This is a genomic window from Metabacillus idriensis (assembly GCF_050483325.1).
Taxonomy (GTDB): Bacteria; Bacillota; Bacilli; order Bacillales; family Bacillaceae; genus Bacillus_P; species Bacillus_P idriensis_A.
This window is the reverse complement of sequence record NZ_JBCMYF010000001.1, coordinates 66,075-89,093: the sequence shown is the minus strand read 5'-3', so window position 1 is coordinate 89,093 and position 23,019 is coordinate 66,075. Positions and strand designations below refer to the sequence as shown.

At 40.4% G+C, this 23,019-nt stretch carries 27 protein-coding genes and 1 pseudogene; 7 read left to right on the top strand and 21 right to left on the bottom strand.

Annotated elements, in window-relative coordinates:
* Positions 1-165 precede the first annotated feature (165 nt).
* Positions 166-813, top strand: coding sequence for a glycosyltransferase (locus ABEQ24_RS00485; protein ID WP_430004928.1), 648 nt, complete (start codon positions 166-168; stop codon positions 811-813).
* A 116-nt stretch (positions 814-929) separates the two neighbouring features.
* On the opposite strand, the gene ABEQ24_RS00480 is transcribed toward ABEQ24_RS00485, so the two are convergent.
* Entirely contained in the window at positions 930-1,442 is a 513-nt protein-coding gene (locus tag ABEQ24_RS00480; protein WP_430004927.1) for an acyl-CoA thioesterase, read from the bottom strand.
* 27 nt (positions 1,443-1,469) lie between these two features.
* A pseudogene (locus ABEQ24_RS00475) lies at positions 1,470-1,775 on the bottom strand (VOC family protein); the annotation flags it as partial.
* 251 nt (positions 1,776-2,026) lie between these two features.
* Between ABEQ24_RS00475 and ABEQ24_RS00470 the strand changes: the two are divergent.
* A complete protein-coding gene (locus ABEQ24_RS00470; protein ID WP_430004926.1) occupies positions 2,027-2,794 on the top strand; it encodes a SurA N-terminal domain-containing protein in 768 nt (255 codons plus the stop codon).
* 61 nt (positions 2,795-2,855) lie between these two features.
* Here the strand turns inward: ABEQ24_RS00470 and ABEQ24_RS00465 are convergent, their stop codons facing one another.
* From ABEQ24_RS00465 to ABEQ24_RS00450, 4 genes are read right to left on the bottom strand one after another with little or no spacing between them, the layout of a single operon-like run.
* On the bottom strand, positions 2,856-3,683 hold the full coding sequence (locus ABEQ24_RS00465; protein ID WP_430004925.1) for an ABC transporter permease subunit: 828 nt from the start codon (positions 3,681-3,683) through the stop codon (positions 2,856-2,858).
* Positions 3,676-4,575 carry an ABC transporter ATP-binding protein gene (locus ABEQ24_RS00460; RefSeq protein WP_430004924.1) on the bottom strand — a complete coding sequence of 300 codons (900 nt, stop codon included), beginning with the start codon at positions 4,573-4,575 and terminating at the stop codon, positions 3,676-3,678. Before ABEQ24_RS00460 ends, ABEQ24_RS00465 begins: the two co-directional genes overlap by 8 nt.
* Before the next feature lie 19 nt (positions 4,576-4,594).
* Positions 4,595-5,374 carry a CPBP family glutamic-type intramembrane protease gene (locus ABEQ24_RS00455; RefSeq protein WP_430004923.1) on the bottom strand — a complete coding sequence of 260 codons (780 nt, stop codon included), beginning with the start codon at positions 5,372-5,374 and terminating at the stop codon, positions 4,595-4,597.
* Positions 5,375-5,385: 11 nt separating this feature from the next.
* A complete protein-coding gene (locus ABEQ24_RS00450) occupies positions 5,386-5,919 on the bottom strand; it encodes a helix-turn-helix domain-containing protein (RefSeq protein ID WP_430004922.1) in 534 nt (177 codons plus the stop codon).
* Between the two features lie 150 nt (positions 5,920-6,069).
* On the opposite strand from ABEQ24_RS00450, the gene ABEQ24_RS00445 reads away from it, so the two are divergent.
* Complete coding sequence (locus ABEQ24_RS00445) at positions 6,070-6,804, top strand: TIGR02206 family membrane protein (RefSeq protein ID WP_430004921.1); 735 nt, start codon at positions 6,070-6,072, stop codon at positions 6,802-6,804.
* Positions 6,805-6,846: 42 nt separating this feature from the next.
* Here the strand turns inward: ABEQ24_RS00445 and ABEQ24_RS00440 are convergent, their stop codons facing one another.
* Positions 6,847-8,079 carry an MDR family MFS transporter gene (locus ABEQ24_RS00440; RefSeq protein ID WP_430004920.1) on the bottom strand — a complete coding sequence of 411 codons (1,233 nt, stop codon included), beginning with the start codon at positions 8,077-8,079 and terminating at the stop codon, positions 6,847-6,849.
* A gap of 164 nt (positions 8,080-8,243) precedes the next feature.
* Between ABEQ24_RS00440 and ABEQ24_RS00435 the strand changes: the two genes are divergently transcribed.
* Together ABEQ24_RS00435 and ABEQ24_RS00430 are read left to right on the top strand one after the other, a co-directional pair.
* Positions 8,244-8,999, top strand: a complete 756-nt coding sequence (locus ABEQ24_RS00435) for an alpha/beta hydrolase (RefSeq protein ID WP_430004919.1) — start codon at positions 8,244-8,246, stop codon at positions 8,997-8,999.
* Positions 9,000-9,155: 156 nt separating this feature from the next.
* Positions 9,156-9,419: a hypothetical protein gene (locus ABEQ24_RS00430; protein ID WP_430004918.1), complete on the top strand. Its 264-nt coding sequence runs from the start codon at positions 9,156-9,158 to the stop codon at positions 9,417-9,419.
* A gap of 21 nt (positions 9,420-9,440) precedes the next feature.
* Here the strand turns inward: ABEQ24_RS00430 and ABEQ24_RS00425 are convergent, their stop codons facing one another.
* The 6 genes from ABEQ24_RS00425 to ABEQ24_RS00400 all read right to left on the bottom strand — a co-directional run bounded on the left by ABEQ24_RS00425 (position 9,441) and on the right by ABEQ24_RS00400 (position 13,698).
* Positions 9,441-9,881: a GNAT family N-acetyltransferase gene (locus ABEQ24_RS00425; protein WP_430004917.1), complete on the bottom strand. Its 441-nt coding sequence runs from the start codon at positions 9,879-9,881 to the stop codon at positions 9,441-9,443.
* 37 nt (positions 9,882-9,918) lie between these two features.
* A complete protein-coding gene (locus tag ABEQ24_RS00420; RefSeq protein WP_165970924.1) occupies positions 9,919-10,074 on the bottom strand; it encodes a hypothetical protein in 156 nt (51 codons plus the stop codon).
* A gap of 235 nt (positions 10,075-10,309) precedes the next feature.
* Positions 10,310-11,584, bottom strand: a complete 1,275-nt coding sequence (locus tag ABEQ24_RS00415) for an MFS transporter (RefSeq protein WP_430004916.1) — start codon at positions 11,582-11,584, stop codon at positions 10,310-10,312.
* 53 nt (positions 11,585-11,637) lie between these two features.
* Positions 11,638-12,174 (bottom strand): DinB family protein, encoded by a 537-nt coding sequence (locus tag ABEQ24_RS00410; RefSeq protein WP_430004915.1) that lies wholly within the window; start codon positions 12,172-12,174, stop codon positions 11,638-11,640.
* 15 nt (positions 12,175-12,189) lie between these two features.
* Positions 12,190-12,672, bottom strand: a complete 483-nt coding sequence (locus ABEQ24_RS00405; RefSeq protein WP_430004914.1) for an NUDIX hydrolase — start codon at positions 12,670-12,672, stop codon at positions 12,190-12,192.
* A gap of 198 nt (positions 12,673-12,870) precedes the next feature.
* The gene (locus ABEQ24_RS00400; protein ID WP_430004913.1) at positions 12,871-13,698 is read right to left on the bottom strand and encodes a GNAT family N-acetyltransferase; all 828 of its coding nucleotides are present in this window, start codon (positions 13,696-13,698) and stop codon (positions 12,871-12,873) included.
* A 128-nt stretch (positions 13,699-13,826) separates the two neighbouring features.
* Between ABEQ24_RS00400 and ABEQ24_RS00395 the strand changes: the two genes are divergently transcribed.
* Positions 13,827-14,294 carry a DinB family protein gene (locus tag ABEQ24_RS00395; RefSeq protein WP_430004912.1) on the top strand — a complete coding sequence of 156 codons (468 nt, stop codon included), beginning with the start codon at positions 13,827-13,829 and terminating at the stop codon, positions 14,292-14,294.
* A gap of 240 nt (positions 14,295-14,534) precedes the next feature.
* On the opposite strand, the gene ABEQ24_RS00390 is transcribed toward ABEQ24_RS00395, so the two are convergent.
* The 3 genes from ABEQ24_RS00390 to ABEQ24_RS00380 form a co-directional block, all read right to left on the bottom strand.
* Positions 14,535-15,134: a response regulator transcription factor gene (locus ABEQ24_RS00390; RefSeq protein WP_430004911.1), complete on the bottom strand. Its 600-nt coding sequence runs from the start codon at positions 15,132-15,134 to the stop codon at positions 14,535-14,537.
* Positions 15,131-16,255, bottom strand: a complete 1,125-nt coding sequence (locus tag ABEQ24_RS00385; protein ID WP_430004910.1) for a sensor histidine kinase — start codon at positions 16,253-16,255, stop codon at positions 15,131-15,133. The genes ABEQ24_RS00390 and ABEQ24_RS00385 overlap by 4 nt, the downstream gene beginning before the upstream one ends.
* Positions 16,256-16,340: 85 nt before the next feature.
* Positions 16,341-17,360 (bottom strand): fatty acid desaturase, encoded by a 1,020-nt coding sequence (locus ABEQ24_RS00380; RefSeq protein WP_430004909.1) that lies wholly within the window; start codon positions 17,358-17,360, stop codon positions 16,341-16,343.
* 228 nt (positions 17,361-17,588) lie between these two features.
* On the opposite strand from ABEQ24_RS00380, the gene ABEQ24_RS00375 reads away from it, so the two are divergent.
* On the top strand, positions 17,589-18,128 hold the full coding sequence (locus ABEQ24_RS00375) for a DinB family protein (RefSeq protein WP_430004908.1): 540 nt from the start codon (positions 17,589-17,591) through the stop codon (positions 18,126-18,128).
* A gap of 155 nt (positions 18,129-18,283) precedes the next feature.
* Here ABEQ24_RS00375 and ABEQ24_RS00370 read toward each other — a convergent pair whose 3' ends face one another.
* The 5 genes from ABEQ24_RS00370 to ABEQ24_RS00350 form a co-directional block, all read right to left on the bottom strand.
* The gene (locus ABEQ24_RS00370) at positions 18,284-18,796 is read right to left on the bottom strand and encodes a DoxX family membrane protein (RefSeq protein WP_430004907.1); all 513 of its coding nucleotides are present in this window, start codon (positions 18,794-18,796) and stop codon (positions 18,284-18,286) included.
* Positions 18,797-19,039: 243 nt separating this feature from the next.
* A complete protein-coding gene (locus tag ABEQ24_RS00365) occupies positions 19,040-19,888 on the bottom strand; it encodes a VOC family protein (RefSeq protein WP_430004906.1) in 849 nt (282 codons plus the stop codon).
* A gap of 242 nt (positions 19,889-20,130) precedes the next feature.
* Positions 20,131-20,919, bottom strand: coding sequence for a DUF4240 domain-containing protein (locus tag ABEQ24_RS00360; protein WP_430004905.1), 789 nt, complete (start codon positions 20,917-20,919; stop codon positions 20,131-20,133).
* Positions 20,920-21,053: 134 nt separating this feature from the next.
* Positions 21,054-21,704, bottom strand: a complete 651-nt coding sequence (sigH, locus tag ABEQ24_RS00355; protein WP_430004904.1) for an RNA polymerase sporulation sigma factor SigH — start codon at positions 21,702-21,704, stop codon at positions 21,054-21,056.
* 368 nt (positions 21,705-22,072) lie between these two features.
* The gene (locus ABEQ24_RS00350) at positions 22,073-23,002 is read right to left on the bottom strand and encodes a DMT family transporter (RefSeq protein ID WP_430004903.1); all 930 of its coding nucleotides are present in this window, start codon (positions 23,000-23,002) and stop codon (positions 22,073-22,075) included.
* Between the last annotated feature and the right edge of the window lie 17 nt (positions 23,003-23,019).

The window sequence follows — 23,019 nt, the reverse complement described above, 5'->3', positions numbered from 1 at the left end:
CAACGATTGTTCTATTGTTTAATTGTTCACTTGTTTAACTATTAACAAATTTAACTATATGATGCTCTATTTAAAAAGTCAATATGGATTTTGAAGAATGGATTTTGGTCTTTTATGCAAACTAATGATGGAACAATTTACAAAAACCTTAAGGAGATGATCTATGTGAAAAAACTTTTTATAACTGCCGGTCTAATCATAATGACGATAGCTTTTACCTTGTCGCCGGCAGCACAAGAAGCAAAAGCAGAATCCAGGGAACAAACGGAGTGCATAACAAAAGAGGCTCTTGCCCTAAAGGAAGGCATGAGAAGGCTCTGGATCGATCATGCGATTTGGACAAAAAGCTATATTGTCAGCTCGATTAATGGACTTGAAAATCAAAAAGAACTGCTAGCAAGACTTTTGAAAAATCAGGATGACATCGGCAATGCCATTAAGCCTTTCTACGGTGAAGAAGCAGGAAACAAACTTGCGGAATTATTAAGAGAACACATTCTGATTGCAGGAAAATTAACGGCAGCTGCAAAAAGCGGCAATCAATCAGACTTTAAGAAGTTTAATGCTGAATGGTATAAGAATGCCGATGACATTGCGAAATTCTTGAGCAGCGCCAATCCGAATTGGTCTGAAAAAGAACTGAAGGACTTATTGTATATGCATCTGCAATTCGTAACAGATGATGTTACGGCAAGGCTTAAGAAAGATTGGAATGCCAGTATACTGGCATTTGATAAAGGATTAGACCATCTGCTGATGATGGCCGATGTTCTTTCTGCAGGAATCATGAAGCAGTTTCCGGATAAATTTTAGAGGCACGACCATCGGATTCTGTCAGTGAAAAATAGTGTTTTGTCAGAATAAATCAATTTTTCATCAGATTTAAGGGAAGACCCGCAATGGATCTTCCCTTTTTTTCAGCATATTACTCAATATTTTTTAATTTCCTCAGAGAACGCAATACTTGCTTTTCTTCTGGCTTTCCTGATCAGCGAGCGCTCTTCAGCTGAATTGAATAAATATTTCTCCTCATCCGTTTCAGGGTAAACTCTTGGAACTTCTTTCGGCTTTCCCTGCTCATTCAGTGAAACAAACGTGATAAAGCTTGTCGCTGCGACTCTCGATTCACCGCTCACTAAATCTTCTGCCGTGACTTTCACAAATATCTCCATTGATGATCTTCCTGTATATGTAACAAAAGATTCAAGATGCACCGCATCAGTCGGCCGAATCGGATGCAGAAAATCTACCGAATCCATTGATGCTGTTACGCATTCTGAACGGCAATGCTTGGCAGCTGAGATAGAGGCTACAACGTCGATTGAAGCCATTAATTTCCCTCCGAACAATGTGTGATGATTGTTCGTATCAGGGGGCAGTACACGGTTTGTTTGAAAAACTCTTGATTCTGAACATGGTTTGCTGTTAGGTGTCTGTGTCATGGTAATCTCCTTTTTCTCAACTATCATCTATTTCTTCTGGATAACCCCAAACCCAATTCCAGTCGGATCAGTCATATATGCAAGATAAAAGTCATCAAACTCCATCTTATCCCGTACAATTACGGCACCATTGGCTTTCGCAGAAGCAAGTGCATCGTTGGTGGAATCAACTTCGATTTGAATTCTTGTTCCGTGCGGATAATCATCCGGCCCCTTGCTGATTCCGCCATTTATGCCGGCAGCAGACTCTTTTCCTGTGGTTACATTCCTATAATCCCATAGAGGTTCACTCACCGTCCAGCCAAAAACGGCTGAGTAAAAAGCTGCTGCTTTTTCAGGCTCAGCGCTGTTTCATTCAAATCCAGCCACTCTTCCCATTTTTATCCCGCCTCTCTTTCAGATACCCATATTCTAACATATTTCCCTATTGCCATCTGCAGATTTTAAACGTTTCAATCCTGTTACAATTAGTCAGATCCGTCCCATAAGGTTTCTTTTTCACTTGATTTCCTTTATAATGCGCACTAGATGATTTTTTTTCAAAAGAAAAATTATACTTCTAGCTTGAAGGAAGGAGATCGATTATGAAAAAAGTGATGTTACCAGTAATAACCGGTCTAATGGCCGTTGTTTTAGCAGCATGCGGAGGAAATGAAGAAAGCAAAGAAGCGAAAAATGATGATAAAGCAAAAACAGCCGAAACTGATCAGCAGAAGGATCAGCAAAAGCAAATGGAAGAAATGCAAAAGAAATTAGAGAAACAGCAAGTAGATGAAAAGAAAACTGTTGCTCTTGTAAATGACGAGAAAATCCTTGGCAGCGATTATAACAGCGTCCTTCAATCAACTCAGGGCCAAATGCAGCAAATGGGACAAGACCCTACTTCTAAAGAAGCTGCAGAGCAAGTGAAAAAACAAACACTGGACAGCTTAGTCGGACAAACCCTGCTGCTTCAAGAAGCAGACAAAAAAGGCTATAAAGCTTCTGATGAAGACGTAAAAAAACAGCTTGATGAAACGAAAAAACAGTTTAAAACTGAAAAAGAATTCGAAGCCGCTCTTAAGAAATCAGGCATGGACATGAAAACACTTGAAGCTCAAATTGCTGATGATATTAAATTCAGACAGTATATTGAAAAAGAAGTGCCTGCAGGCGAGATCTCAGTTGAAGAAATTCAAAAAACATATGATCAATATGCAGAGCAAGGAAAAAGCAGCGGACAGGAAGTTCCAAAGCTTGAAGAAGTAAAACCTCAGATTGAACAATCTCTTCAGCAGCAAAAACAGCAGGAGAAGCTTGCTCAAAAAGTAGAAGAACTGAAGAAAAGCGCGAAGATTGATCTTAAGATTTAATAAAATGACCCCCGTTGCCGTTTGGCTCCGGGGGTTTTCACGTTCTATCAAAACTCAGGTCTCAATGAATCTGCTTTTCAAACAGCACATACCTGTCATTGTACTTCGTGATTCTCTGCATCAAAATGACATTCACCATAAAAATCCCAAGAGCTATCAACAGTGTTATCTGTGCGCCAACCAAAAACAGCCCGCTTGCCTGGCCCGCCATCATTCCCACAACAGGAAGAATAATCAAGCCTCCAATGTTTTGCGCTTCCTGATACGATTTGACACGGGAGGAAATAAAGACGTTAAGCAAGACCGTCATGAGAGACACCATCGGCGACAGACACAAGATCAGCGCCAGCCAATTGGCCGAAGGAAAAATCATTTGCCCAAAGAGCTGATAGCCAAGTACATTAATGATTACACCGCTAAGCAGAAAACTCAGCCATGAAACAAGCAGCGACGGAATAAAGGATCCCAGGATTTTGCTCACAAAGAGCGTTTTTATCGGAACAGGAGAAAAAAGCAGACTCTCAAGGGTTCGGCGTTCCTTCTCCCCTACAAAACTATTGGCAGCGACAACACTGGCTGTAATAATCGGCACCAGCAAAAATAAAGACGGAAGCATGTAGTTGATAAATAAAAAAACATATTGCTGTTCCTTCGTTTCAAGAGCAAGGTCTTCACTTTTCAGGTGAGTCAGGAAACTGCTGATCATCTTCTGTGCATCATTTCCCATCAGCTCTTCGATATCGAAAAAGAGAGCACTTCCAAGAACAGCTGCAGGTATGACCGCTGAAAAGAGAATCGGAATGAGAATGAGCGTAGCAAATAAATTTTTACTGCGGAAAATATCCCTTAAATCTTTTTTAATGATTGCTTTCATCATCACACTATTCATTGTGCTTCTCCCTTACTTTAAAATAAATGGATTCGAGGTCATTATTGATGATTTCAGCTGAATAGACATGATGGTTTTCTAAAATCCCCTTCAGTAAAAATGGAATATCTTCTTTTCCAGGCAGAGTGAATATCACTTCTCCTTCTCCCCCTTGTTCACAAGGAAACGCCATAAATTCTTTTCCGTGAAGGAATAAATCCGTGTTTACTTTTATCTTTATTTCTTTTAAATATTTGTTCTCAAGTTCAGCTTTTGTTCCTTGTTCAACAATGGTTTGATTCTCAATAAAAGCAAAGGAATCACAGACCGGTTCGAGCTGATGCAAAACGTGAGAACAGATGATCATCGTTGTGCCGGTTTCCTCGTTGTATTTTTTCAAATAAGCGAGCACCATCTTGATGCCGTCCGGATCGAGGCCGTTTGTCGGTTCATCGAGAAACAGCAATTTTGGACTGTGCAAAAGCGCCTTTGCGAGAGCCAGTCTCTTTTTCATGCCTGTGCTGTATGTCCCGGCAGGTTTATCTTTATGATCAGCCAAATCAAACAGCAGAAGCAGCTGATGAATTCTCTCAATATCCTTGACCCCATATAAATCTGCAAAAAATGCTAAGTTTTCTTCACCGCTTAATTGATGATACAAACCTGCCCCTTCTGTGACAATGCCTGATATTTTTCTGATCTCATCACCATTTTTCACAGGATCATGGTTCATGATCGAAATCATTCCGCTGTCCGCTTTTATAACCCCGTTTAATATGCGGATAAATGTTGTTTTTCCAGCTCCATTCGGTCCAAGGAGCCCTACAATCTTTCCTTCTTCAGCTTTGAAATTGACGTTCTCAAGCACCGTCACGCTTCCGAACGTTTTTGAAACACCCGCGACTTCAATCATCTGTCCTCAAGCTCCCTTTTTAATAGAATAGTGGAATAAACACCAGCTGCAGTGAAATATGGGCAAACATATGTGAAACAATGGCATATTCAAACCCTTTTTTCCAATACAGATAGCCGAAAAAGATGGCTCCGATTCCGTTCAGCAAAAAGCAGCGGAAAACAATCAACCCTGTAAGTTCGCCAAAAAGCAGGTTTGTAAACGGCAAATGTGCGCCGGCAAATAAGAGTGCTGAAATGAGAATCGCTGCCCAGTAAAAGGTGCTGTCCTCTCTTTTTAAAATGTTGATAAAAACCCATACGAGCAGACTGACAAAGAATAAACGCAGCAATGTTTCTTCAAAAATGCCGCCGTATAAAGCACCTGCAAATAACCCTATCCAAGAAAACTCCGGATTCATTGCTTCAATTTGAGGAATGTGCTTTTCAAAATAAAAACGATCGCCTCCGGCTATGATAAATCCTGTCACTGTACCAAGAAGGACAGCAAGCATCAGAGCTTTTGCACGGAACCATTTCTTTGGTCCTTTTTGAACGAGTGACTGAAGAATATCAAACGAAAAGCCTGTTTTGCGCGCAAGTCTAAAACCAATCCATGAAAGAATAAAACTTATAAAAAATAATTGAAAGGAAGAGATCAATGAGACAAATCCGAGCGAAATATCACCAGTCATCTTCTCAAATTCACTTGCAGGCAGTACAGATTTCATCGCATTCATTTGGTACGGAACGAGGAGAAATCCAGCCGCGAAACAGATCACTCCAATGAGCAGCGCCAATTTCAAATCCGTTTTTTTCATCTCTCTTCCCCCTATGTCTTTTTATCAGGAATGACAATCGTTGCAATGTTTCTTCCTGTCCGTTCTGGCGAAGGTTCATTTAGCATGGCGTTTTGGAGGAGTTCAGCGATGCCCTTTACCAATTCCATAAATTCTGAATCTGATAAATGGACGTTTGCTACAGCGTAACTTACACCATCTTTCACCAAATCCGCTTTGCCATTTTGCAAATAACTTTCATACATTCCAAGCAGCTGTGTTGTAAAATTCATAAAAAGTTCTAAATGTTCTTCACTTGTTAAGTTTAAGAAATCTTCATGCGACTGAACGGATGGTTCATTGAGCGCATATACCTTTTCAATCGTGCCTCTAATCTGGTTTTCTTTTACAACGTGAATGATCTCCGCTTCAAGAAGTTTATTAAGATGTCTGTAAAGTGTAGCCTGAGGAACATCTTTCGTCCGCTCCCCTAATTGCTGAACGGTCATCTCTTTGCCGTTCAGCAGAGATTGCACAATCTTCATTCTCACAGGATGCAAGATCAGGTTCATCTTTGATTTATTCACATCAATTTCCTCCATTATATTCACTGCTTAGTTTTATTATCACTTATGATAATAATGTATATTTTGATAATAATCAATTGTTTTTTTCCAAATTTTATCTTTTAATCAACTTCCAAAACCTATATTCTTTATAGAGGAGGAGGATGAATTATGAATCAGATTTTCCAGCAGCGTTATGAAGACAACCCGTTTTCTGCTTTTTCAGCCGTTCATTTTTCAAGTATATTCCTGCTGCTCCTTACTTTATGGCTTCTTTTCTTATTCAGAAAAAAACTGCTGAATGAAAATAGGAATAAAGCAGCAAGGTGGATTCTGGCAGGGACCGGTTTCATTTTCGAGCTCTCCTATCACCTATGGCTGATTTTAAATGGAACGTGGAATGCTGCCTACACGCTTCCGCTGGAATTATGCAGCATCAGTCTATTCTTATGTTTTATTTTGCTGTTTACAAAAAGCAGGCGTGTATTTGAGGTTGTTTATTTTACCGGCCTTGCAGGAGCTTTCTTCGCATTACTCACGCCTGAACTGAACTATAACTTTCCGCACCTGCGCTTTCTTCACTTTTTTGTGACGCATTCGGTCATTATCTTAACCTGTTTTTTCTTTGTATGTGTTGAAAAATACAAAGTAACCTTTAGATCTGTCTTAAAAACAATGGGATTTCTGAATGCAGCAGCAGTTATTATTTTCTTCATCAATCAAACGGCCGGCGGTAATTATATGTTTTTATCTCGTAAACCAGTGAATCCTACGCCGCTTGATTTTTTAGGGCCGTATCCTTGGTATCTTCTTTCCTTGGAAATCGTGGCTTTCTTGTCATTTCTGCTTTTATTTTTTCCTTTTTCATCACCTAAAAAGAAAACAAGCATAAGTAAGAGCGTTTAACCCGAAAAAACAGGAAGCGCATCTGTACGCTCCCTGTCTTCTTTAAACATGAACATGCCGTTTTATCATTGTTCCTTTCACCTTTTTTTCCATTTCTTTTTTCACGAGCAGCAGAACCGGCAGACCGCTTAATGTGATAATCATCAGACAGCCGAATAAGATGGATGGATTACTGACACCGTAAGAATCCAAAAGCAGTCCTCCCATCCAGGGACCAAGAACGTTCCCAAACTGAGTAAAGCCCATTGCGCCAAAATATGTGCCTTTCATATCAGGATTGGAAATTTCATCAATCAGGACATCCATCATCGAAAAGAGCAGGACCTCCCCCACTGTAAAGAAAATGACAACGAGGCCGATCATCCAAATGCCCTTTGCAAACGCAAAGCTGAAAAGACTCAAGCCGACAAATACATTCCCAAGCATAATCGATCGGATCGGCGAATACTTCCCAGCTATTCGAACGACCGGGTACTGAATAATAAGAACGATTACTGCATTAAGCGACAGCAGAAGGGAAAACGTTTTGGCCCCGTCTTTTATTTGAGGAGACATGGCAAAGTATTGCGGCAATGTAGAAGTAAGCTGTGAAAATCCTGTAATGCAAAGGATAATGCCGACTAACGTTAACAAAAGCAGCTTATCTTTTCGTGTTATATGAATGGCCTCCCTAAATGAAATGCGCGAAGTTTCATTTGCTTCAGTTGCAAGGACTGATTTCATAAATGTAAGCAGCAGCGAGATGCCATAAAGGGTATAAATCGCGGCTGCAATATAGAAGGGAAAGGTCGTTTTTGCTGATCCCAAAAAGATGCCAAGCAACGGTCCGAACACAACCCCGACATTGATGGCCGCATACCTTAAATTAAAGATCAGCAGTTTATTTTTCTGATCGGTAATATCCGACAGGAGCGCTCTCGAGGTTGGTTCAAAAACCGATCTGCACACCCCATTCAGCGCATTCATGATAAAAAAGGATAGTACACTGTCTGCCACCCCAAAACCGATAAAGACAAGCACCCAAAGAAAGATGGATGTCAGCAGCACTTTTTTCCTGCCAAGTTTGTCAGATAAATAGCCCCCATAAAAGCTTGATAAGATGCCGGCGAGTGAACTGACGGCAATAATCGTTCCTGTCATGGACGCTGAAACACCTTTTACCTGAGTTAAATAGATTGCCAGAAATGGAATGCTCATCGATGTTGCCATTCTCCCGAAAATCGTGCCGATTAAGATGTTCCACCCAAGCGGATGAATCTGTTTAAGCTGTTTCATGAACGCACCCTCCACCTTGTGATAAATGAAAGTTTACCACAATTTCTCATTTTGCGAATCCTAAAAAGGGATGGATGAATCTCAACCTTTAGTAGGAGATTGCATGTTTCATAGCGAATGGTAAACCGTTGAGGTTTTTAAATTATCGGCAGGAGGTTATGTTAATGTCAGAAAGATATCCGGTAGTCGAAGGAGCAGAACCCTTTTATTTTGAAGGGAATTCAGTCGGGATTCTTGTATCACACGGATTCACGGGTTCAACGCAGAGCATGCGCCCGCTTGGGGAAGCCTACGCAAAAGCTGGATACACGGTGTGCGGACCCCGGCTTAAAGGTCACGGAACACACTATGAGGAAATGGAAGGAACCACTTATGAGGATTGGGCTGCTTCTGTTGAAGAAGGGTACCAATGGCTTGCAGAGCGCTGCAGCACCATTTTTGTTACAGGACTTTCAATGGGGGGCACGCTTACCCTCCATCTCGCCCAAAAACATCCGGAAATAAAAGCGATCATCCCAATAAATGCCGCAATCGATATTCCTGCAATGACAGACGCCCAGCAAATTCAGGCAAGATTCCTGGACGCGATTGGATCTGATATTAAAAACCCCGCAGTGACCGAGCTGGCTTATGAAAAAACGCCGGTTCAATCATTAAAAGAGATTAATAAACTTATGGCCATAGTGAAAAACAAGCTGGACGAAATCACATGTCCTGCGCTTATTTTTGTCTCCTCAGTGGACAACGTTGTGCCGCCGGAAAACTCACGGGTGGTTTATGAAACGATTTCTTCGAAGGATAAAAACCTGATCACGCTTGAAAACAGCTACCATGTTGCTACGCTTGACCATGACCAGCAGCTGATTATTGAGACGACACTGGAATTCATTGAAAAAATCCTGAATCAGACAGCAGTTTGAGAGTTAATAGAATAAATGAACAAGCTAAGAGCATGAAATCTCATAGATTTCATGCTCTATTTTATTGCTTTTAGATATTGCTAATCTGAAAGGACAACTGGTAAAATTTTTAAGATACAAATTAATTGCTGCTACAAGCAGAAAAGGAGTTTACCATTGGCAGAAAGCATCCTGTATTATGTGACAGCGATTTTCATCGCTGGTTATTTGTTTATTAAAGCACCTCTCTATAACAAAAATAAATGGCTCTGGGCCATTTTAGGGTTTTTCTTTGGAATTATCACATTATGCATCTTCTTTATTAGGACAGACCGAAAAAAACTCGGATGGATTCTCCTCATTTGCATCCTGGTTTTAGGATTAATAGGACTATTATTGATAGTCGGCATCTTTTATTTCTTCGCCATGTTAAAAGGATAGAAGCTTAGATGCAAGCATTGTCTAAGCTTTTTTCACCATCACTTTATATGTTACTCCTCCTTTATCAAACCTCACTGTCTCTACAAAACCTGCTTTCTGATAAACACGTGCAGCCCTTTTGTTAAAAGAAGCAACCGTCAAACGAAGCGGCATGTACGGAAATCCAATCCGGACATGATAAACAATATAAGAAAAGAAATCACTTCCCGCTCCTTTACCCGTAAAATGCGGATTCATTCCCAGACCAATATCAATCATATCTTCTAAATAGACTTCCTCCATGGGCCCATCCGGAACTTGAGCCGGTTTACCGAGGCAAAAAAAGCCCATCAATCTGCCCTTATCATCGACCACCGCATAATAGGAGTTTGAAAGCATTCCAATTATATTGGCTTCTGTAAGCTTCATGTTGTAAAAATCATAGGGCGGTTCGTAGCTCCACTTCAGAATATCAGCAGCCATTTTTCTATTCATCTTTTTGATGAACAAGTGCATTCTGCTAAAGTTTCCTTTTCTTTAATTCTTCTCTTATATCCTTTAAAACTTCATTTCTTTCTTTTGTTAATTTAAGAAAATAGATGATCGCAAAGATTCCAAGGAAAATAGTTCCTGCATAAAGCAAAAGCGGCACTAGCATCAGCAGGGCAGAGTCCATTTATTCAGCTCCTTTCATTCTATCCGCATACAGTTATAAAGTTTAACTGTGTACAAACAGGAAAAACCGTCCTCTATAAACAGAAATACCTGTTTATCATTCTTATCAAAGCGAGGTTATGAAAATGTCTAACATTAAAAATAAAGTTGTGATATTAACAGGAGCTTCAAGCGGAAGCGACCTTTTAGCTCTGGCATGACAGAAAGCTGTGTCCAAGTGACACAGCTTTTTCTACTTATCCTTTTACACCACTGTCTTTACCTATCACAGGCGCTTCCTGCTTCTTAATTACCAGCACAAACAGACTCGCCACTAAACAGAATAGACCTGATAGTAGAAAAGCCCACGTATAAGAGCTGAGAACCTTATATATCATTCCCCCTCCGAAAGCAGCCGCTGCAGCGCCAGCCTGATGGGCAGCAAAAATCCACCCATAGATAATCCCGCTCTTTTCAACCCCGAAGACTTGCCGGGATATCCCGATTGTCGGGGGTACAGTCGCAATCCAGTCCAAACCGTAAAAAATAGAAAATATAACTAATAGAGCAGTAGATCCTTCAAATAATGCATATGGCAATAACAGCAATGACAAGCCCCTAAGCCCGTAGTACCAAAACAAAAGCCAGCGATTATCAAACCGGTCTGAAAGCCAGCCTGATGCCGTTGTTCCAATTAAATCAAATATGCCCATAAAAGACAGCAAGCCCGCTGCCGTTACTGCCGGGATGCCAAAGCTTAAGCAAACAGGAATAAAATGAGTCCCGATTAATCCGCTCGTTGACAGTCCGCAAATAAAAAAGCTTCCGGCAAGGAGCCAAAATTCCTTAGCTTTTATTGCTTCGATTAAGCCTTGAAATGCCATTATAATCGGATTTTTCTTTTGACCCGCGCTTTCGCACGCTTCTTTCAGTACTGACCCATATGGCAGAATCCCGATTTCCTCTGGGGAATTCTTCATGAAAATAAGGATGATCACAAACATTCCAAGACAAAGAAATAAAATGAGTCCAATTGCTCCCCGCCATGAATAAGCTTCCGTGATCCACGCTAAAACAGGCAGTAAAATCAATTGTCCGGTAGCCGTGCTTGCAGTCAGAATTCCAACTGCAAGCCCTCTCCTTTTAACAAACCAGCGATTTGCAACATAGGGGCTCAGTACAGTCAAAAACAGACCAGATCCAAGACCGATAATAACTCCCCATATGAGGATGAGCTGCCAGGAATCCTGCATGAAAAAAGTAAGCACAATTCCTGAAAGCAAAGTGGTCATTGCAAGAATCATCATCTTTTTAATGCCAAGCACTTCAATGAGGGCAGCCATGAATGGACCAGATAATCCGTATAGAAACAGGCTGATCGCAAACGCGAGCGAGATGACGGGACGACCCCAGCCAAATTCATTCTCAAAAGGCACGATAAATACTCCCGAGGAGGATCTGATAATACCGGCAACAATAATGGCAAAAAAAGTGACAGATAAAATAATCCAGCTATAGTGAAAACGTTTCATATATTTACCTTCATTCTATTTTTTCTAAAGGAAACATCTGTGATCTTCAACTATTAACCAGCTGAAAATTCCTTTGCTCCCAAATAGCGTTCTTTAAGGATTTTCCGGTGATGAAGTTCATGGCCAGCAATAATGCATGCTATCGCCCTTACGGTAACATCCAGTTGATTTGCCGTTCCCCATCTCATCCAGTCTTTTTCTTTTAAACTCTTAAGCAGGAGCAGCGTTCCCTCCCGGACAACGAAGAGGTTCTGAAGCAGATCTTCCATCTTCTCTCCATTAAAATCCGCTTGAGCTACGTATGCATTTTCATCGTAGCCGGGAAGCTGCGCCGCATCTCCCCTCGCAATAGATAAAAGACGGTAAGCCATAATTCTTTCCGTATCCACAATATGGCCGATCACTTCTTTTATGCTCCATTTCCCGTCTGCGTACCTGAATTCTCCTTCAGTCTCAGAAAGATGATTAAGCAAATACAGGGTATCCTTTACTTGCTCTTTTAAAATTTGTTCAAGGTTCCCTTCAGGTATCATACGAATATAGCCTTCATAATACGCTGCATATTCATTTTGTTCCGGGCGTTTGTTCATGCTCCTCATCCTTTATCACATATTATCTTTTTTTATAAATTCTGATCCTTCATTCCAAGTCCATTTTCCATCTACCATCATCTTTTCCAAACAGGTCAACAGCCTGAAATCGGTTTTATTTACAGCCCCTATATGTTCACCAAGGTTCCATAAACGAATATCAGATGTTTCTTTATTCACGTTAAATGGCATTAATTCCTTTGCAGAAGCGAAAAAAATGGGACTGTATTTTATTTTTCCAGTGCGTTTCTTTCTTTTTTTCAGCAATCCGGCAAATTCCAGATCCGGAATAAATTGCCCGGTTTCCTCAAATAATTCTCTTATCGCACATTCTTTAGGAGATTCTCCTGCTTTCCTTCTCCCGCCTGGAAGCTCCCACTTCTTACTCTTAATACTGAAACAAAGCAGAATTTTACCCCTGCTTCTGAAAACAACAAAAGATCCTGCCAATGGCTGAAATGAAACCAGCTTAGATTCATCTACGATTAAAAAATCCACAAATACTGATCCGCTTCTGATCGTCTTTTCCTCCCTGAATTCTGTGAACAGAATGATGCTTGGTCATTTGATAAGAGTATGCTCTGTTTTTCATATCTGACACCATTCATCTGTAAAATGATGAAAAGCACCTGCTATTCAAACAGGCGTCATCAAATGAAATGATAACGCCCACCGGGAGAAAATGAATGTTCCTATTTAATTCTGCAGCACATAATAATCCTGAACATGAAACGACCTGAACCCGCATGATTCATATAGCTTAAGAGCATGAGCATTTTCAGCTTCAACCTCAAGGAAGATCGGGTATTGTGCTTCATTTTCCTTCGCAATGACCTTCTGCAGCGCATTTCTGCCGATTCCTCTGCCCTGGTAAACAGGCAGTACCGCAAATCCATAGATCCAGGCCTCCCCGCCCGTATGAGAAACACGCATTTTCCCGACTGCTTTGTTTTCAAATTCAATGATGATAAAATCCTGATCATCTTCCCTTTTTATGGAATGATTGTAATCGGATGCATCTTGTTCCAAATATCCAAAGCAGCTTACATCCAGCGCAATCTCAAGTTCACGGTCAGCAGGCCCAGATTTTCTCAGAGAAACCCGGCGGTCCAGAACCGGAGACTCGTTTTCTGACCATTTCATTTGATATTCAGAGAAACCATATTCACACGAGATGGTTTTTAGAAAATCCTTTGCAGCAGGAGACTTTGCAGGCGCATTTAAAAGAACTTCCCTGAACTGTCTATCTGTGCAAGCTGACAAAACCTGCTTCATAAGATTGGAAAAAATCCCTTTTCTTCTGTACTCTGGTTTGACCATACCGCACAGTTCTGCTTTTTTCCCAAAACTGTATATGCCCAAAAATGCCGCAAGCTTTCCTTCTTCATAATGAAGAAAATCATTTTTTTCATTTTCAGAACGATTCTTTAGCATATCCCAGTTCAGTTTTAATTGTATTTGATCGAACGCTTCGCATTCATGCTGAAGCACCTTGATTTCATTTAGCTGTATCTCAGTTAACATCTTGTTCCCCCAGAACCTTTAAAGTTTGAACTACCAAATTATTATTCTTTAAGAGCAATCAAAAATCCTTTTTAAAAGGAAAAAGAGGGAATTGAAACGAATCATTCATATAAAGGAGTGATTATTGCGTGGAACAAACTATTATGAAGCACATGGAGATTGTAAGAGGCATTACAGAAAATACGCTCAGCAGAATACCTGAGGATAGAGCGGACATCATTCCTCCAGGCTACAACAATAACATCCGCTGGAACTTTGGCCATATTGCCTGCATACAGGAAAAGCTTGTTTTTGAACTCTCTGGCGCAGAATCAGGAGTACCCGGGAACTATAAGGAGCTTTTCAGCGCCGGCACTAAACCTTCTGATTGGAAGGGCACACCGCCCTCATTTGCTGAGATGTCAGAAGTGCTGAATCATCAAAAGGACCGATTAAAAGAATACATTCCCGGACACTTTCATCAAAAGCTGAAAGAACCTTTTACTAACCGGGCAGGCATTACATTTAATACTGTAGGAGAGACCTTTTTATTCAGTTTTTATCATGAAGCCATGCATATTGAAACTATAAAGCGGATCTATCGTGCGGTAAAATAATCATTAAGAAGGATGCAAATTGTTTTTTTTTTGCATCCTTTCCTTACTTGCACTGATTAAAAGACTATTTACTTTCCAAGTTAGGACTTTTACTTTCCAATCTGATATAAATACTATCTTATTTTATAAAATACTGTCCATTCAGTCCGATATACTTTCTTTTTTCCAACAACCCCCTAATTCAGCCAAAACAAAAAACCTCAATTCAGTGTTCTCCACTTTATCAAGGTTTGCATCGATTTATTTGAACCATCCCTTTTCTTTAGATTGGGAAATGGCCTCTATTCGATTTTTCACTTCGAGCTTTTCAAAGATGGTTGAGATATAGTTCCGGACGGTTCCTGCTTTAATGCTTAGTTCTTCGGCTATTTCTTTTGTGTTCATGCCGTCTGCAACCAGCTCAAGCACTTCTTTCTCCCGATCGGTTAAAGGATTTTCTTCACTGTAGACATCATCCATGAGTTCTGGTGCATAGATTCGTCTGCCTTCCATTACGCTGCGGATGGAGCTTGCAAGCTCCTCGCTCGGGCTGTCTTTTAACAAGTAGGCACTTACGCCGGCTTTTACCGCACGCTGAAAGTATCCAGAACGTGAGAACGTGGTTAAAATAATCACTTTACAGCCTTCTGCCTTTAGCTGTTCGGCCGCTTCAAGCCCATTCATTCCCGGCATTTCAATGTCAGTGATGCAGATATCCGGATTGAATTTTTTCACTAGGGCAACAGCTTCTTCCCCGTTATTAGCCTTCCCTACAACTTCCATATCATCTTCCAAATTCAGCAGTGATCCTAGTGCGCCCAAAAGCATTTGCTGATCCTCTGCAATCACGATTCGGATCATATGAGATCCTCCTTATCTTTTTGTTTTACATCATTCGGTACTTTTATGATGAGCGTTGTTCCTTTTTCCGACCTGATCTCGAGACTTCCATTTACAAATTCCAGGCGTTCCTTCATGCCGTTCAGCCCGTTTCCTTTTGTAAAATCACCCTCAGTAATGCTGCCGATTCCATCATCACGGACCGTCATCACAATTCCGTCCCACGTCTGTTCAACCCGGAAATAACAGGTTTTTGCCTTACTGTGCCTTACAACATTGTTTACAGCTTCTTTTAAACACATGCTCAATATATTTTCTGTAAGCAAGGAAACATTAGAAAGTGCCGCATCCTGCTCAAGAACGAACTCAATTTCTGCTGCTTTTAAAATCTGCTTGACGCGGACCATTTCTTCTTTAAGCCTGATGCCCCGCATTTGCGAAACCATTTTTCTCACTTCGTTTAAGGCTGTCCTTGCTGTAGCCTGAACATCCTTTAATTCTTCACGTGCTTTTTCAGGATCTTTATATATTAATTTTCTGGCAAGGTCACTTTTCAGACCAATCAGCGATAACTTTTGTCCTAACGTATCATGCAGATCACGGGCAATTCTCTGACGCTCTTCAAGCTTTACAAACTCCGAAATTTTCTTGTTGGCATCTTCAAGCTTTTCTTCAAGCTGTCCCCTCTCCTTCTTATTATAGATATTAAAGGGCAGAAGAATGACACTGATGCACGTGATAATAATAAATGGGAGCTGTTCTAAAAAAGATGCCTCCTGTAAAATAATACTGAAATTAATGGCAGCTGTGGTCACGACTAAATGGATGACATAAAGGGTAAGAAAAGCAATTCGGTCCCTCACATTTCCAATCAGGTAAGCAATATAAAACGCAAAGTAGATATAAGTGAATAAATACATCGATGTAAAGGAGATGCCGATTAACAGACATGTCCATAGATAGACCGGCCATCCCTTTGAAATAAAAGCGAACCTGAAAATAATGAAAAATAAAATTGTTAAAGATATGCCAATGATAATTTCAGCCGTTGAGGAGGATTGAAGAATAAAATAAAATGGCAGAATGCTGAGTACGGCCCATATATAAGGAGAAATTCCGTTATTAAAATATCGTTTAAACATGATGGAAACTCCTTTTTTACTAACTATTTTATCATAATAAAACACATGCAGCCTATTTAAGACTGCATGTATTTTCCAATTATTCTTATACTTGATGGCTGCTTCTCATTTTAGAGAGAGCTCTTATTTCTTTATAACCTACAAATTTTTTGCTTCTTTCATCCCATAGACGGAATTTCAGGGACTGCAGGCTAGTTGCAAGGGTAATCGTCGGAATGTTTTGAAGTGGCGCTGTGTTATTGTGTGCTTCTTCTAAACGGTAGTTCGGCACTCTCGGGCTCAAGTGATGAACATGATGATAGCCGATATTGCCTGTAAGCCATTGAAGCGGCTTTGGAAGTTTATAGAATGAACTTCCTTCTACAGCTGCTTTTACATAATCCCAGTTTTCATCTTCTTCAAAATAAGAATCTTCAAAAGTATGCTGTACGTAGAAAAGCCATACACCCATAGATCCTGAGATTAAGAAAATCGGTGCTTGTACTAAAAGAAACGCTTCCCAGCCGATTGTGAGACACAGAGCAGCCGCTGCTGCAGCAATTAATGCGTTTGTCAGGTACGTGTTCATTTTCTCGCTTCTTTTTGCACCTTTTTTATTAAAACGGTTCTTGAAAAGAAAAACATAGGTTGGTCCAAGTCCGAACATCACTAGCGGATTGCGGTATAAACGGTAGGCAATTCTGCGCCACATCGGCTCTGCCAAATATTCATCAACTGTCAGAACCCAGATATCGCCTGTTCCGCGTTTATCTAAATTACTGCTTGTTGCATGGTGGATTGAATGATCGTGCTGCCATTGGCTGTAAGGAAACAGCGTTAAAACACCTGTAATTGTACCGAGAATTTTATTTGCTTTTCGGTTCTTAAAGAACGAGTGATGACAGCAATCATGAAAAATAATGAAAATTCTTGTTAAAAATCCGGCAGCAAGGACAGCGAATCCAAGCGTAAGGAAATAAGAAATCGACAGACTCTGATACGCAAGCGCCCAAAGGATAAAGAAGGGTCCTAATGTATTAATTATCTGCATGATGCTTGCTTTCGTATTTGCTTTTTCATATGGAGCTACTTGTTTTCGTAAATTTTTTTGCAATTCTTTGCTCATCGTTTTTGATTCCCTTCGTAATAAGGTAATTCAAAGTATAAACGCTTTCCATTCACCTGTGCAGACATAGGTGTCATGTTAGATACATGATAAATGTCATATAGGGAATGGAGATGATTACCACATTCATTTTCTGCAGGTTAAAAATATTCTATACGTGTTTTTTCAGATTAAAAAATCGTTTCTATTTTTAAGAAGGAAATGAGGATTTTATGGAGAATTCTATAAATGAACAGTACGTATGTTCTTGCAAATAAAAATCGGATGGGAGCTAATCACATGTATTTAACTGTACAGAGCTTTATCAGCGACTACAAAAATGAAGCAGCCGTCACACAAAAATTGCTGAATGCATTAACAGATGCTTCATTAAAGCAAGAAATTGCACCCGGGCATCGTACTCTTGGTGAACTGGCATGGCATTTAGTGCCAGCTGGAGGAATGCTTGAACCAATGGGTGTTAAGATTCAGGCACCTGCAAACAATGAAGTCCCTGCTGCTGCTGAAGAAATTGCGGATCAATACCGCGTCACGGTTCAATCGCTGCTGGATGGCATAAGTGATTGGGATGATGAGAAAATGCAGGAAACAAAAGAAGTGTTTGGTTTTCAGTGGAAAAACGGAATGACATTATCTCTTTTCGTTAAACATGAAATCCACCATCGGGGACAGCTGACTGTTTTAATGCGTCAGGCAGGACTTCCAGTAACCGGCGCTTATGGACCTTCAAAAGAAGAATGGTCTGATATGGAAGCTCCGACGACTTAAATCGAAAAGGACAAGCACCTTGGTGATTTCTTTAAGGCAGATTTGGATCCGCTAGTAAGGCGCTTTTAGCCTATACTTGCGGATCCAATCTGATCGAGGTTTCAGGTGGTAAACAGGACAAAAATACTAGAGATTATTTTTTTGGCCAGCTTTCATTAATGAGCTGCTGCATGATGCTGTATCGTTTTTTTCAGTCCTTGATTTCTTTTCAAATAGTTTTTAATATGCGGAATGACAAACCGGTCTGCCCCGTAAAACCAGGCTGCAGCACCAACTGCCATCAAAAGCATAGCTGCGGTATAGAGAATGGGATTCGTGCTTGTTGTTCCTGCCAGCATAAAGTTCAAATTCATAAATGCACCTGCTAAAAGAGCCGGCAGTGTTGCAAGTCCAGCGATTAATGCAATTCCGACAAGTGCTTCACCCCATGGAACCAGAACATTAATCAGCTCAGCATTAGGTAAAGCGGCATGTTTCAGAAAAACGGCATACCAGCCTTGGACGGCAGGATGATCTCCGCCCGCTTTTGCAATTGCCCCCTGCAGATACCCTGTTGCATCAAAACCGCCTGTGATTTTTCCAATGCCTGCTTCTAACCATTGTATTCCAAGCCAAATCCGCAAAACCGTCCAAATAACTGCCATTTTTGTTCCTCTAAACCATGCCATCTTAAACATCTCCTCTTTGTGAATGTTTTCACATAATAAGTTAAAAAAAGGGAAATAATTTGACAAGCCAGCTTGTGTTAAGAAAGTTTGTGAATGTTTTCACTAACTTTCTATACCCTTACTATACTCCGATTTATTAAGGAAAACAATCGCATTCACAAAATGTTCATGGAATTTTTTTCTATGCAGTTTATCATAAAAAAACAGCCTTATCGGCTTTGCCAATTAGACTGCATCATGTATTCAAATTTTTAAGACGATCCGGTTCCCGGATGGATCTGACGTAATATAGTCAGCGTTTAGTTTCGTAACCTCTGCACCTAATTCTTTTACTTGCTGAAGAGCTTTATTTCTAGCTTCTTCATCCTCATAGACGAGTGTAAACCATTTTAAACCGACGCTGTTTTCGGACGGGGCTTTGGCACCTTCTCCTGCCCAAGTGTTTAGCCCGATATGGTGATGATAGCCGCCAGTTGACATGAAGAGAGCCTGTCTGCCATAACGGGTGACAACTTCAAATCCCAAGCCTTTTCCATAAAATTCTTCAGTATCCTTCAAATGTGAAACGTGCAGATGGATATGTCCCATTACAGTCTTTTCAGGAAGAACAGTCCATGGTTCCCCTTTCCCTTCAGCTAAGACACTTTGTCCGTCAAGCGGTTCAGTCGCCATTGACACTTGACCATCTTGCCATGTCCACTCAGATGCTTTCCGGTCCGCATAAATTTCAATACCGTTGCCGTCAGGATCATTTAAATAAAGAGCTTCACTCACATAATGATCGGATGCCCCAATCGGATAGCTGATCTGAACTAAATGCTGCAGCACTCTTCCTAAGTCAGAGCGTTTTGGAAGCAGCAAAGCAAAATGATAAAGCCCTGTTGTATGAGGCTGTTTAGCTGAAACATTTTCCGGCTGCAGAAGTGACAGAAGCACCGTCTTGCCGTCAGCTGTCAAATTGGCATGACTCTCAGTTTGATCAAGAATCTTAAAACCGATCACATCCTGATAAAAAGCTAATGCCCTGTGCAGATCCTGAACTTTGATGCTGACTTGGCCAACATAGGTGTTCGGGTGCTGATGAAATTCCATAAATGAATCCCCCTTTAAATTCTTTGAATTAAACTTACTTTATGTAAGTAATTATATTTTTGTAACTAACATATGTCAAGCTATATTTATACAATTGTTAACTGAGAAAGTCACTAAATTTGGATCAGCAGCTGGCCGGCATCTTGGATTGTCGTGAAACATGGTGATTGATGGCAGTATTATCTTTAATGCGGTAAAGACCGTCTTGTATAAAAAAACTTGGAGTATCAACCCCAAGCCTTCTACCATTCCATCGGTACTTCACCATATTTTTCCCATAGCTTTGGAAACCTATTTTGCAGTTCTTTCTCGTCATCCTCTTCCCAGTCCAATTCAATTTCAGGCTGTGACTCAAATCCTTCAAGTTTATCAAACAGTTCGTAATAGTCATCATCATCCCGGCCTGTTTTTTCTTCAAAAGCCATGCATGCAGCTGATAAAAGTTCTTCTAGCTGAGGGAGTTCACCTTCTTCTTCCATCTTCTCAAGCAGTGGTAACAGCACTTCCGGATTGGATATGGCTGCTTCGCAGGTCTTTTCCCCCTGGAAAATAAGCCATGCTCTAAAGTAATCAAAACAATCATCCGAGCATCCGCCCATAATAATATAGGCGGCAGCCCAAAGGTTTGAAGAATACGAGTTGTTCATGTACTTCTGAAGAATGGCATCGAAGCGTGCAAGATCCTTAATAGGCATTTTTGATAAGGCATAGATCAGCATCTCAATTTGTTCTTCACTGTCGCCCGCCCTCTCCTTGGCTGTTTGTAATAGATTCCAGAACGCATGCTCAGTCATCCGGCTATCTTTCATAATTCCTTCTTCTTTTTCAGCTGGAAGATAGCCTTTTTTCATTTTTGCTTTAATCAGTTTTTCTGCTTCCTTCCTGCATTCTTCCTCTAATTTGAATGATTTCGTTTTAACCGCTCCGCTTGTTCCAATTTTTCCGTATGTAATCGTAAATGATGTATGTTGCGTCTGTATTTTCCAAAATTTATTAGAAGAATCGTCTTTATAAACCAAAAGTGTTTCCATCTCATTTGCCTCCCTTTCTATGTATTTTACTTTGAATGAAATCCCTTTTATAGATAAATAGAAAAAATGCAAAACAAAAAGCATCACCGATTAAAGTCATGCCGTCTATTTTCCCGCTATTCTGATTTCTTTCTTTATACCAGGCTGTAATCCCGCATCTCCATGTACCTTTCGAGTTTTCTCTTTACCCGCTGGAGTGCATTGTCTATTGATTTAACGTGCTTATTCAGCTCTTCGGAGATTTCAACATACGATTGCCCGTCCATGTAAAGGGCCAAAACTTTTCTTTCCAGATCGCTCAGCATTTCGGCCATTTTCATTTCAATGTCCAGCGCTTTTTCCTGGTTGATGATCAAAGTGGCCGGATCCATTGTTTTTGTTCCGGGAATCACATCGAGCAGCGTGTGGTTATCATCTTCAAAAAGAGGCTTGTACAAAGAGACATAGGAATTAAGAGGGGTGTGCTTTTGACGGGTAGCTGTTTTAATGGCCGTAATAATCTGTCTGGTAATGCATAATTCTGCAAACGCCTTGAATGAAGCCTGCTTGTCCACTTTGAAGTCACGAATGGCTTTATAGAGTCCGATCATTCCTTCTTGCACGATATCTTCCCGTTCTCCGCCAATGAGAAAATATCTGCTTGCTTTGGCCCGGACAAAATTGCGATATTTGCTGATTAAAAAGTCGGTTGATTCTGAATCTCCATTTTGAACGAGTTCAAGCAAAACCTCATCTGTCAAATCAGCATAACTAATAGTCTTCCTCACTTCTAATGTAACACTCATACAGATCCCTCCGCAGATTTCATGATGATGATGATAATCCCTCTCCAAAAACTAGCAACTAGGAAGTATGTTTATATTACCCCAGATAGAACCTGAAAGATATTCAAAAATATCGACTCTTGTTTACAGCGGAAGCCATAAAATAAGAAAACATTGCAAGAAAAGATGTGAAATTTGTCGAATGTTGATGGTTTTTCGCCCATCTTGTCAGTATTTTGTTTAAAAAATAGGTTTTAAATGCAGGAAATCTGAATATGAGAGAAGAAAGGCTTATTCCTTCTTTATCAAGAAGAAATAGAAGAGGTGCCGGGTTCGCCATCGATTCCATTTCAGCTGAAACAATCCAAGAACAAAACGGCTTATTTTTTTCAACTCCCATACTCCTTATCTCTTAAAATAGACTTTTGTTCCGCTGAAATAGGTCTTGCAGACAAGTAGACCCCTGCTATGACAGATAGTCCCCCTGCTAGCTGATACCACATTAATGCTTCACCAATAAATAAAACGGCAAAGATAACGGCAAAGACAGGAATCAAGTTAAGGAATATTCCCGCTTTATTTGCACCTGCTTGGACAACAGCTGTATTCCAGGAGATAAATGCAACAATCGATGCAAATATCCCCGTGTAAAAAATGGTAAAGATTGCTGAGCTTGACCAAATAACCGGGGTCTTTAAAATGAATATCTCGTAAAATGCCAGCGGAGACAGAACGAGAATTCCGACAGCCATACAAACGAGAAATGTACTGTATCCTGGCAAAATCCCTGTATATCGCTTTATTAAAATGGAATAAATGCTCCAGCATACAACAGCTGCAAGTACAATAAAATCACCTGAATTAAACGAGAAATTGACAAGTACAGCAAGCGATCCTTTTGAAAGAATAAAAATGAGCCCTGCAAGTGAAAGAACGGTTCCGATCATTTGATTTCTGTTTAAGCTCTCTCTTAGAATGAAAAAGGAAAGCATATAAATCATGATTGGGGTTGATGTATTCACTAACGAAGCATTAATAGATGTTGTATAATGCAGTGCAAGGTAAAGAAGGCTGTTAAAGCCTGCAATACCTGTAATAGACATCAGAATCAGGATGTGCCAGTTCTTTTTTAACAGGGCATGCTCTTTTTTCAAGTGCGGCCACGCAAATGGCAGAAAGATGATGAAAGCTGTACACCACCTGAGCACGGAGAGGGTAAATGGCGGCATGCTGTCCGTTATGGCCCGGCCGATGACAAAATTCCCTCCCCATAAAATTGTCGCAAGAATTAAAAGAAAATAAGGGTTGCGTTTAATCAAAGCCATTCATTCCTTAT

Bases quoted from the DNA above. Each gene is read 5' to 3' on its own strand.
- ABEQ24_RS00480 (WP_430004927.1), bottom strand. From the start codon at position 1,442: ATGACACAGACACCTAACAGCAAACCATGTTCAGAATCAAGAGTTTTT.
- ABEQ24_RS00470 (WP_430004926.1), top strand. From the start codon at position 2,027: ATGAAAAAAGTGATGTTACCAGTAATAACCGGTCTAATGGCCGTTGTT.
- ABEQ24_RS00465 (WP_430004925.1), bottom strand. From the start codon at position 3,683: ATGAATAGTGTGATGATGAAAGCAATCATTAAAAAAGATTTAAGGGAT.
- ABEQ24_RS00460 (WP_430004924.1), bottom strand. From the start codon at position 4,575: ATGATTGAAGTCGCGGGTGTTTCAAAAACGTTCGGAAGCGTGACGGTG.
- ABEQ24_RS00455 (WP_430004923.1), bottom strand. From the start codon at position 5,374: ATGAAAAAAACGGATTTGAAATTGGCGCTGCTCATTGGAGTGATCTGT.
- ABEQ24_RS00445 (WP_430004921.1), top strand. From the start codon at position 6,070: ATGAATCAGATTTTCCAGCAGCGTTATGAAGACAACCCGTTTTCTGCT.
- ABEQ24_RS00440 (WP_430004920.1), bottom strand. From the start codon at position 8,079: ATGAAACAGCTTAAACAGATTCATCCGCTTGGGTGGAACATCTTAATC.
- ABEQ24_RS00435 (WP_430004919.1), top strand. From the start codon at position 8,244: ATGTCAGAAAGATATCCGGTAGTCGAAGGAGCAGAACCCTTTTATTTT.
- ABEQ24_RS00425 (WP_430004917.1), bottom strand. From the start codon at position 9,881: ATGGCTGCTGATATTCTGAAGTGGAGCTACGAACCGCCCTATGATTTT.
- ABEQ24_RS00420 (WP_165970924.1), bottom strand. From the start codon at position 10,074: ATGGACTCTGCCCTGCTGATGCTAGTGCCGCTTTTGCTTTATGCAGGA.
- ABEQ24_RS00415 (WP_430004916.1), bottom strand. From the start codon at position 11,584: ATGAAACGTTTTCACTATAGCTGGATTATTTTATCTGTCACTTTTTTT.
- ABEQ24_RS00410 (WP_430004915.1), bottom strand. From the start codon at position 12,174: ATGAACAAACGCCCGGAACAAAATGAATATGCAGCGTATTATGAAGGC.
- ABEQ24_RS00400 (WP_430004913.1), bottom strand. From the start codon at position 13,698: ATGTTAACTGAGATACAGCTAAATGAAATCAAGGTGCTTCAGCATGAA.
- ABEQ24_RS00390 (WP_430004911.1), bottom strand. From the start codon at position 15,134: ATGATCCGAATCGTGATTGCAGAGGATCAGCAAATGCTTTTGGGCGCA.
- ABEQ24_RS00385 (WP_430004910.1), bottom strand. From the start codon at position 16,255: ATGTTTAAACGATATTTTAATAACGGAATTTCTCCTTATATATGGGCC.
- ABEQ24_RS00380 (WP_430004909.1), bottom strand. From the start codon at position 17,360: ATGAGCAAAGAATTGCAAAAAAATTTACGAAAACAAGTAGCTCCATAT.
- ABEQ24_RS00375 (WP_430004908.1), top strand. From the start codon at position 17,589: ATGAACAGTACGTATGTTCTTGCAAATAAAAATCGGATGGGAGCTAAT.
- ABEQ24_RS00370 (WP_430004907.1), bottom strand. From the start codon at position 18,796: ATGGCATGGTTTAGAGGAACAAAAATGGCAGTTATTTGGACGGTTTTG.
- ABEQ24_RS00365 (WP_430004906.1), bottom strand. From the start codon at position 19,888: ATGGAATTTCATCAGCACCCGAACACCTATGTTGGCCAAGTCAGCATC.
- ABEQ24_RS00360 (WP_430004905.1), bottom strand. From the start codon at position 20,919: ATGGAAACACTTTTGGTTTATAAAGACGATTCTTCTAATAAATTTTGG.
- sigH (WP_430004904.1), bottom strand. From the start codon at position 21,704: ATGAGTGTTACATTAGAAGTGAGGAAGACTATTAGTTATGCTGATTTG.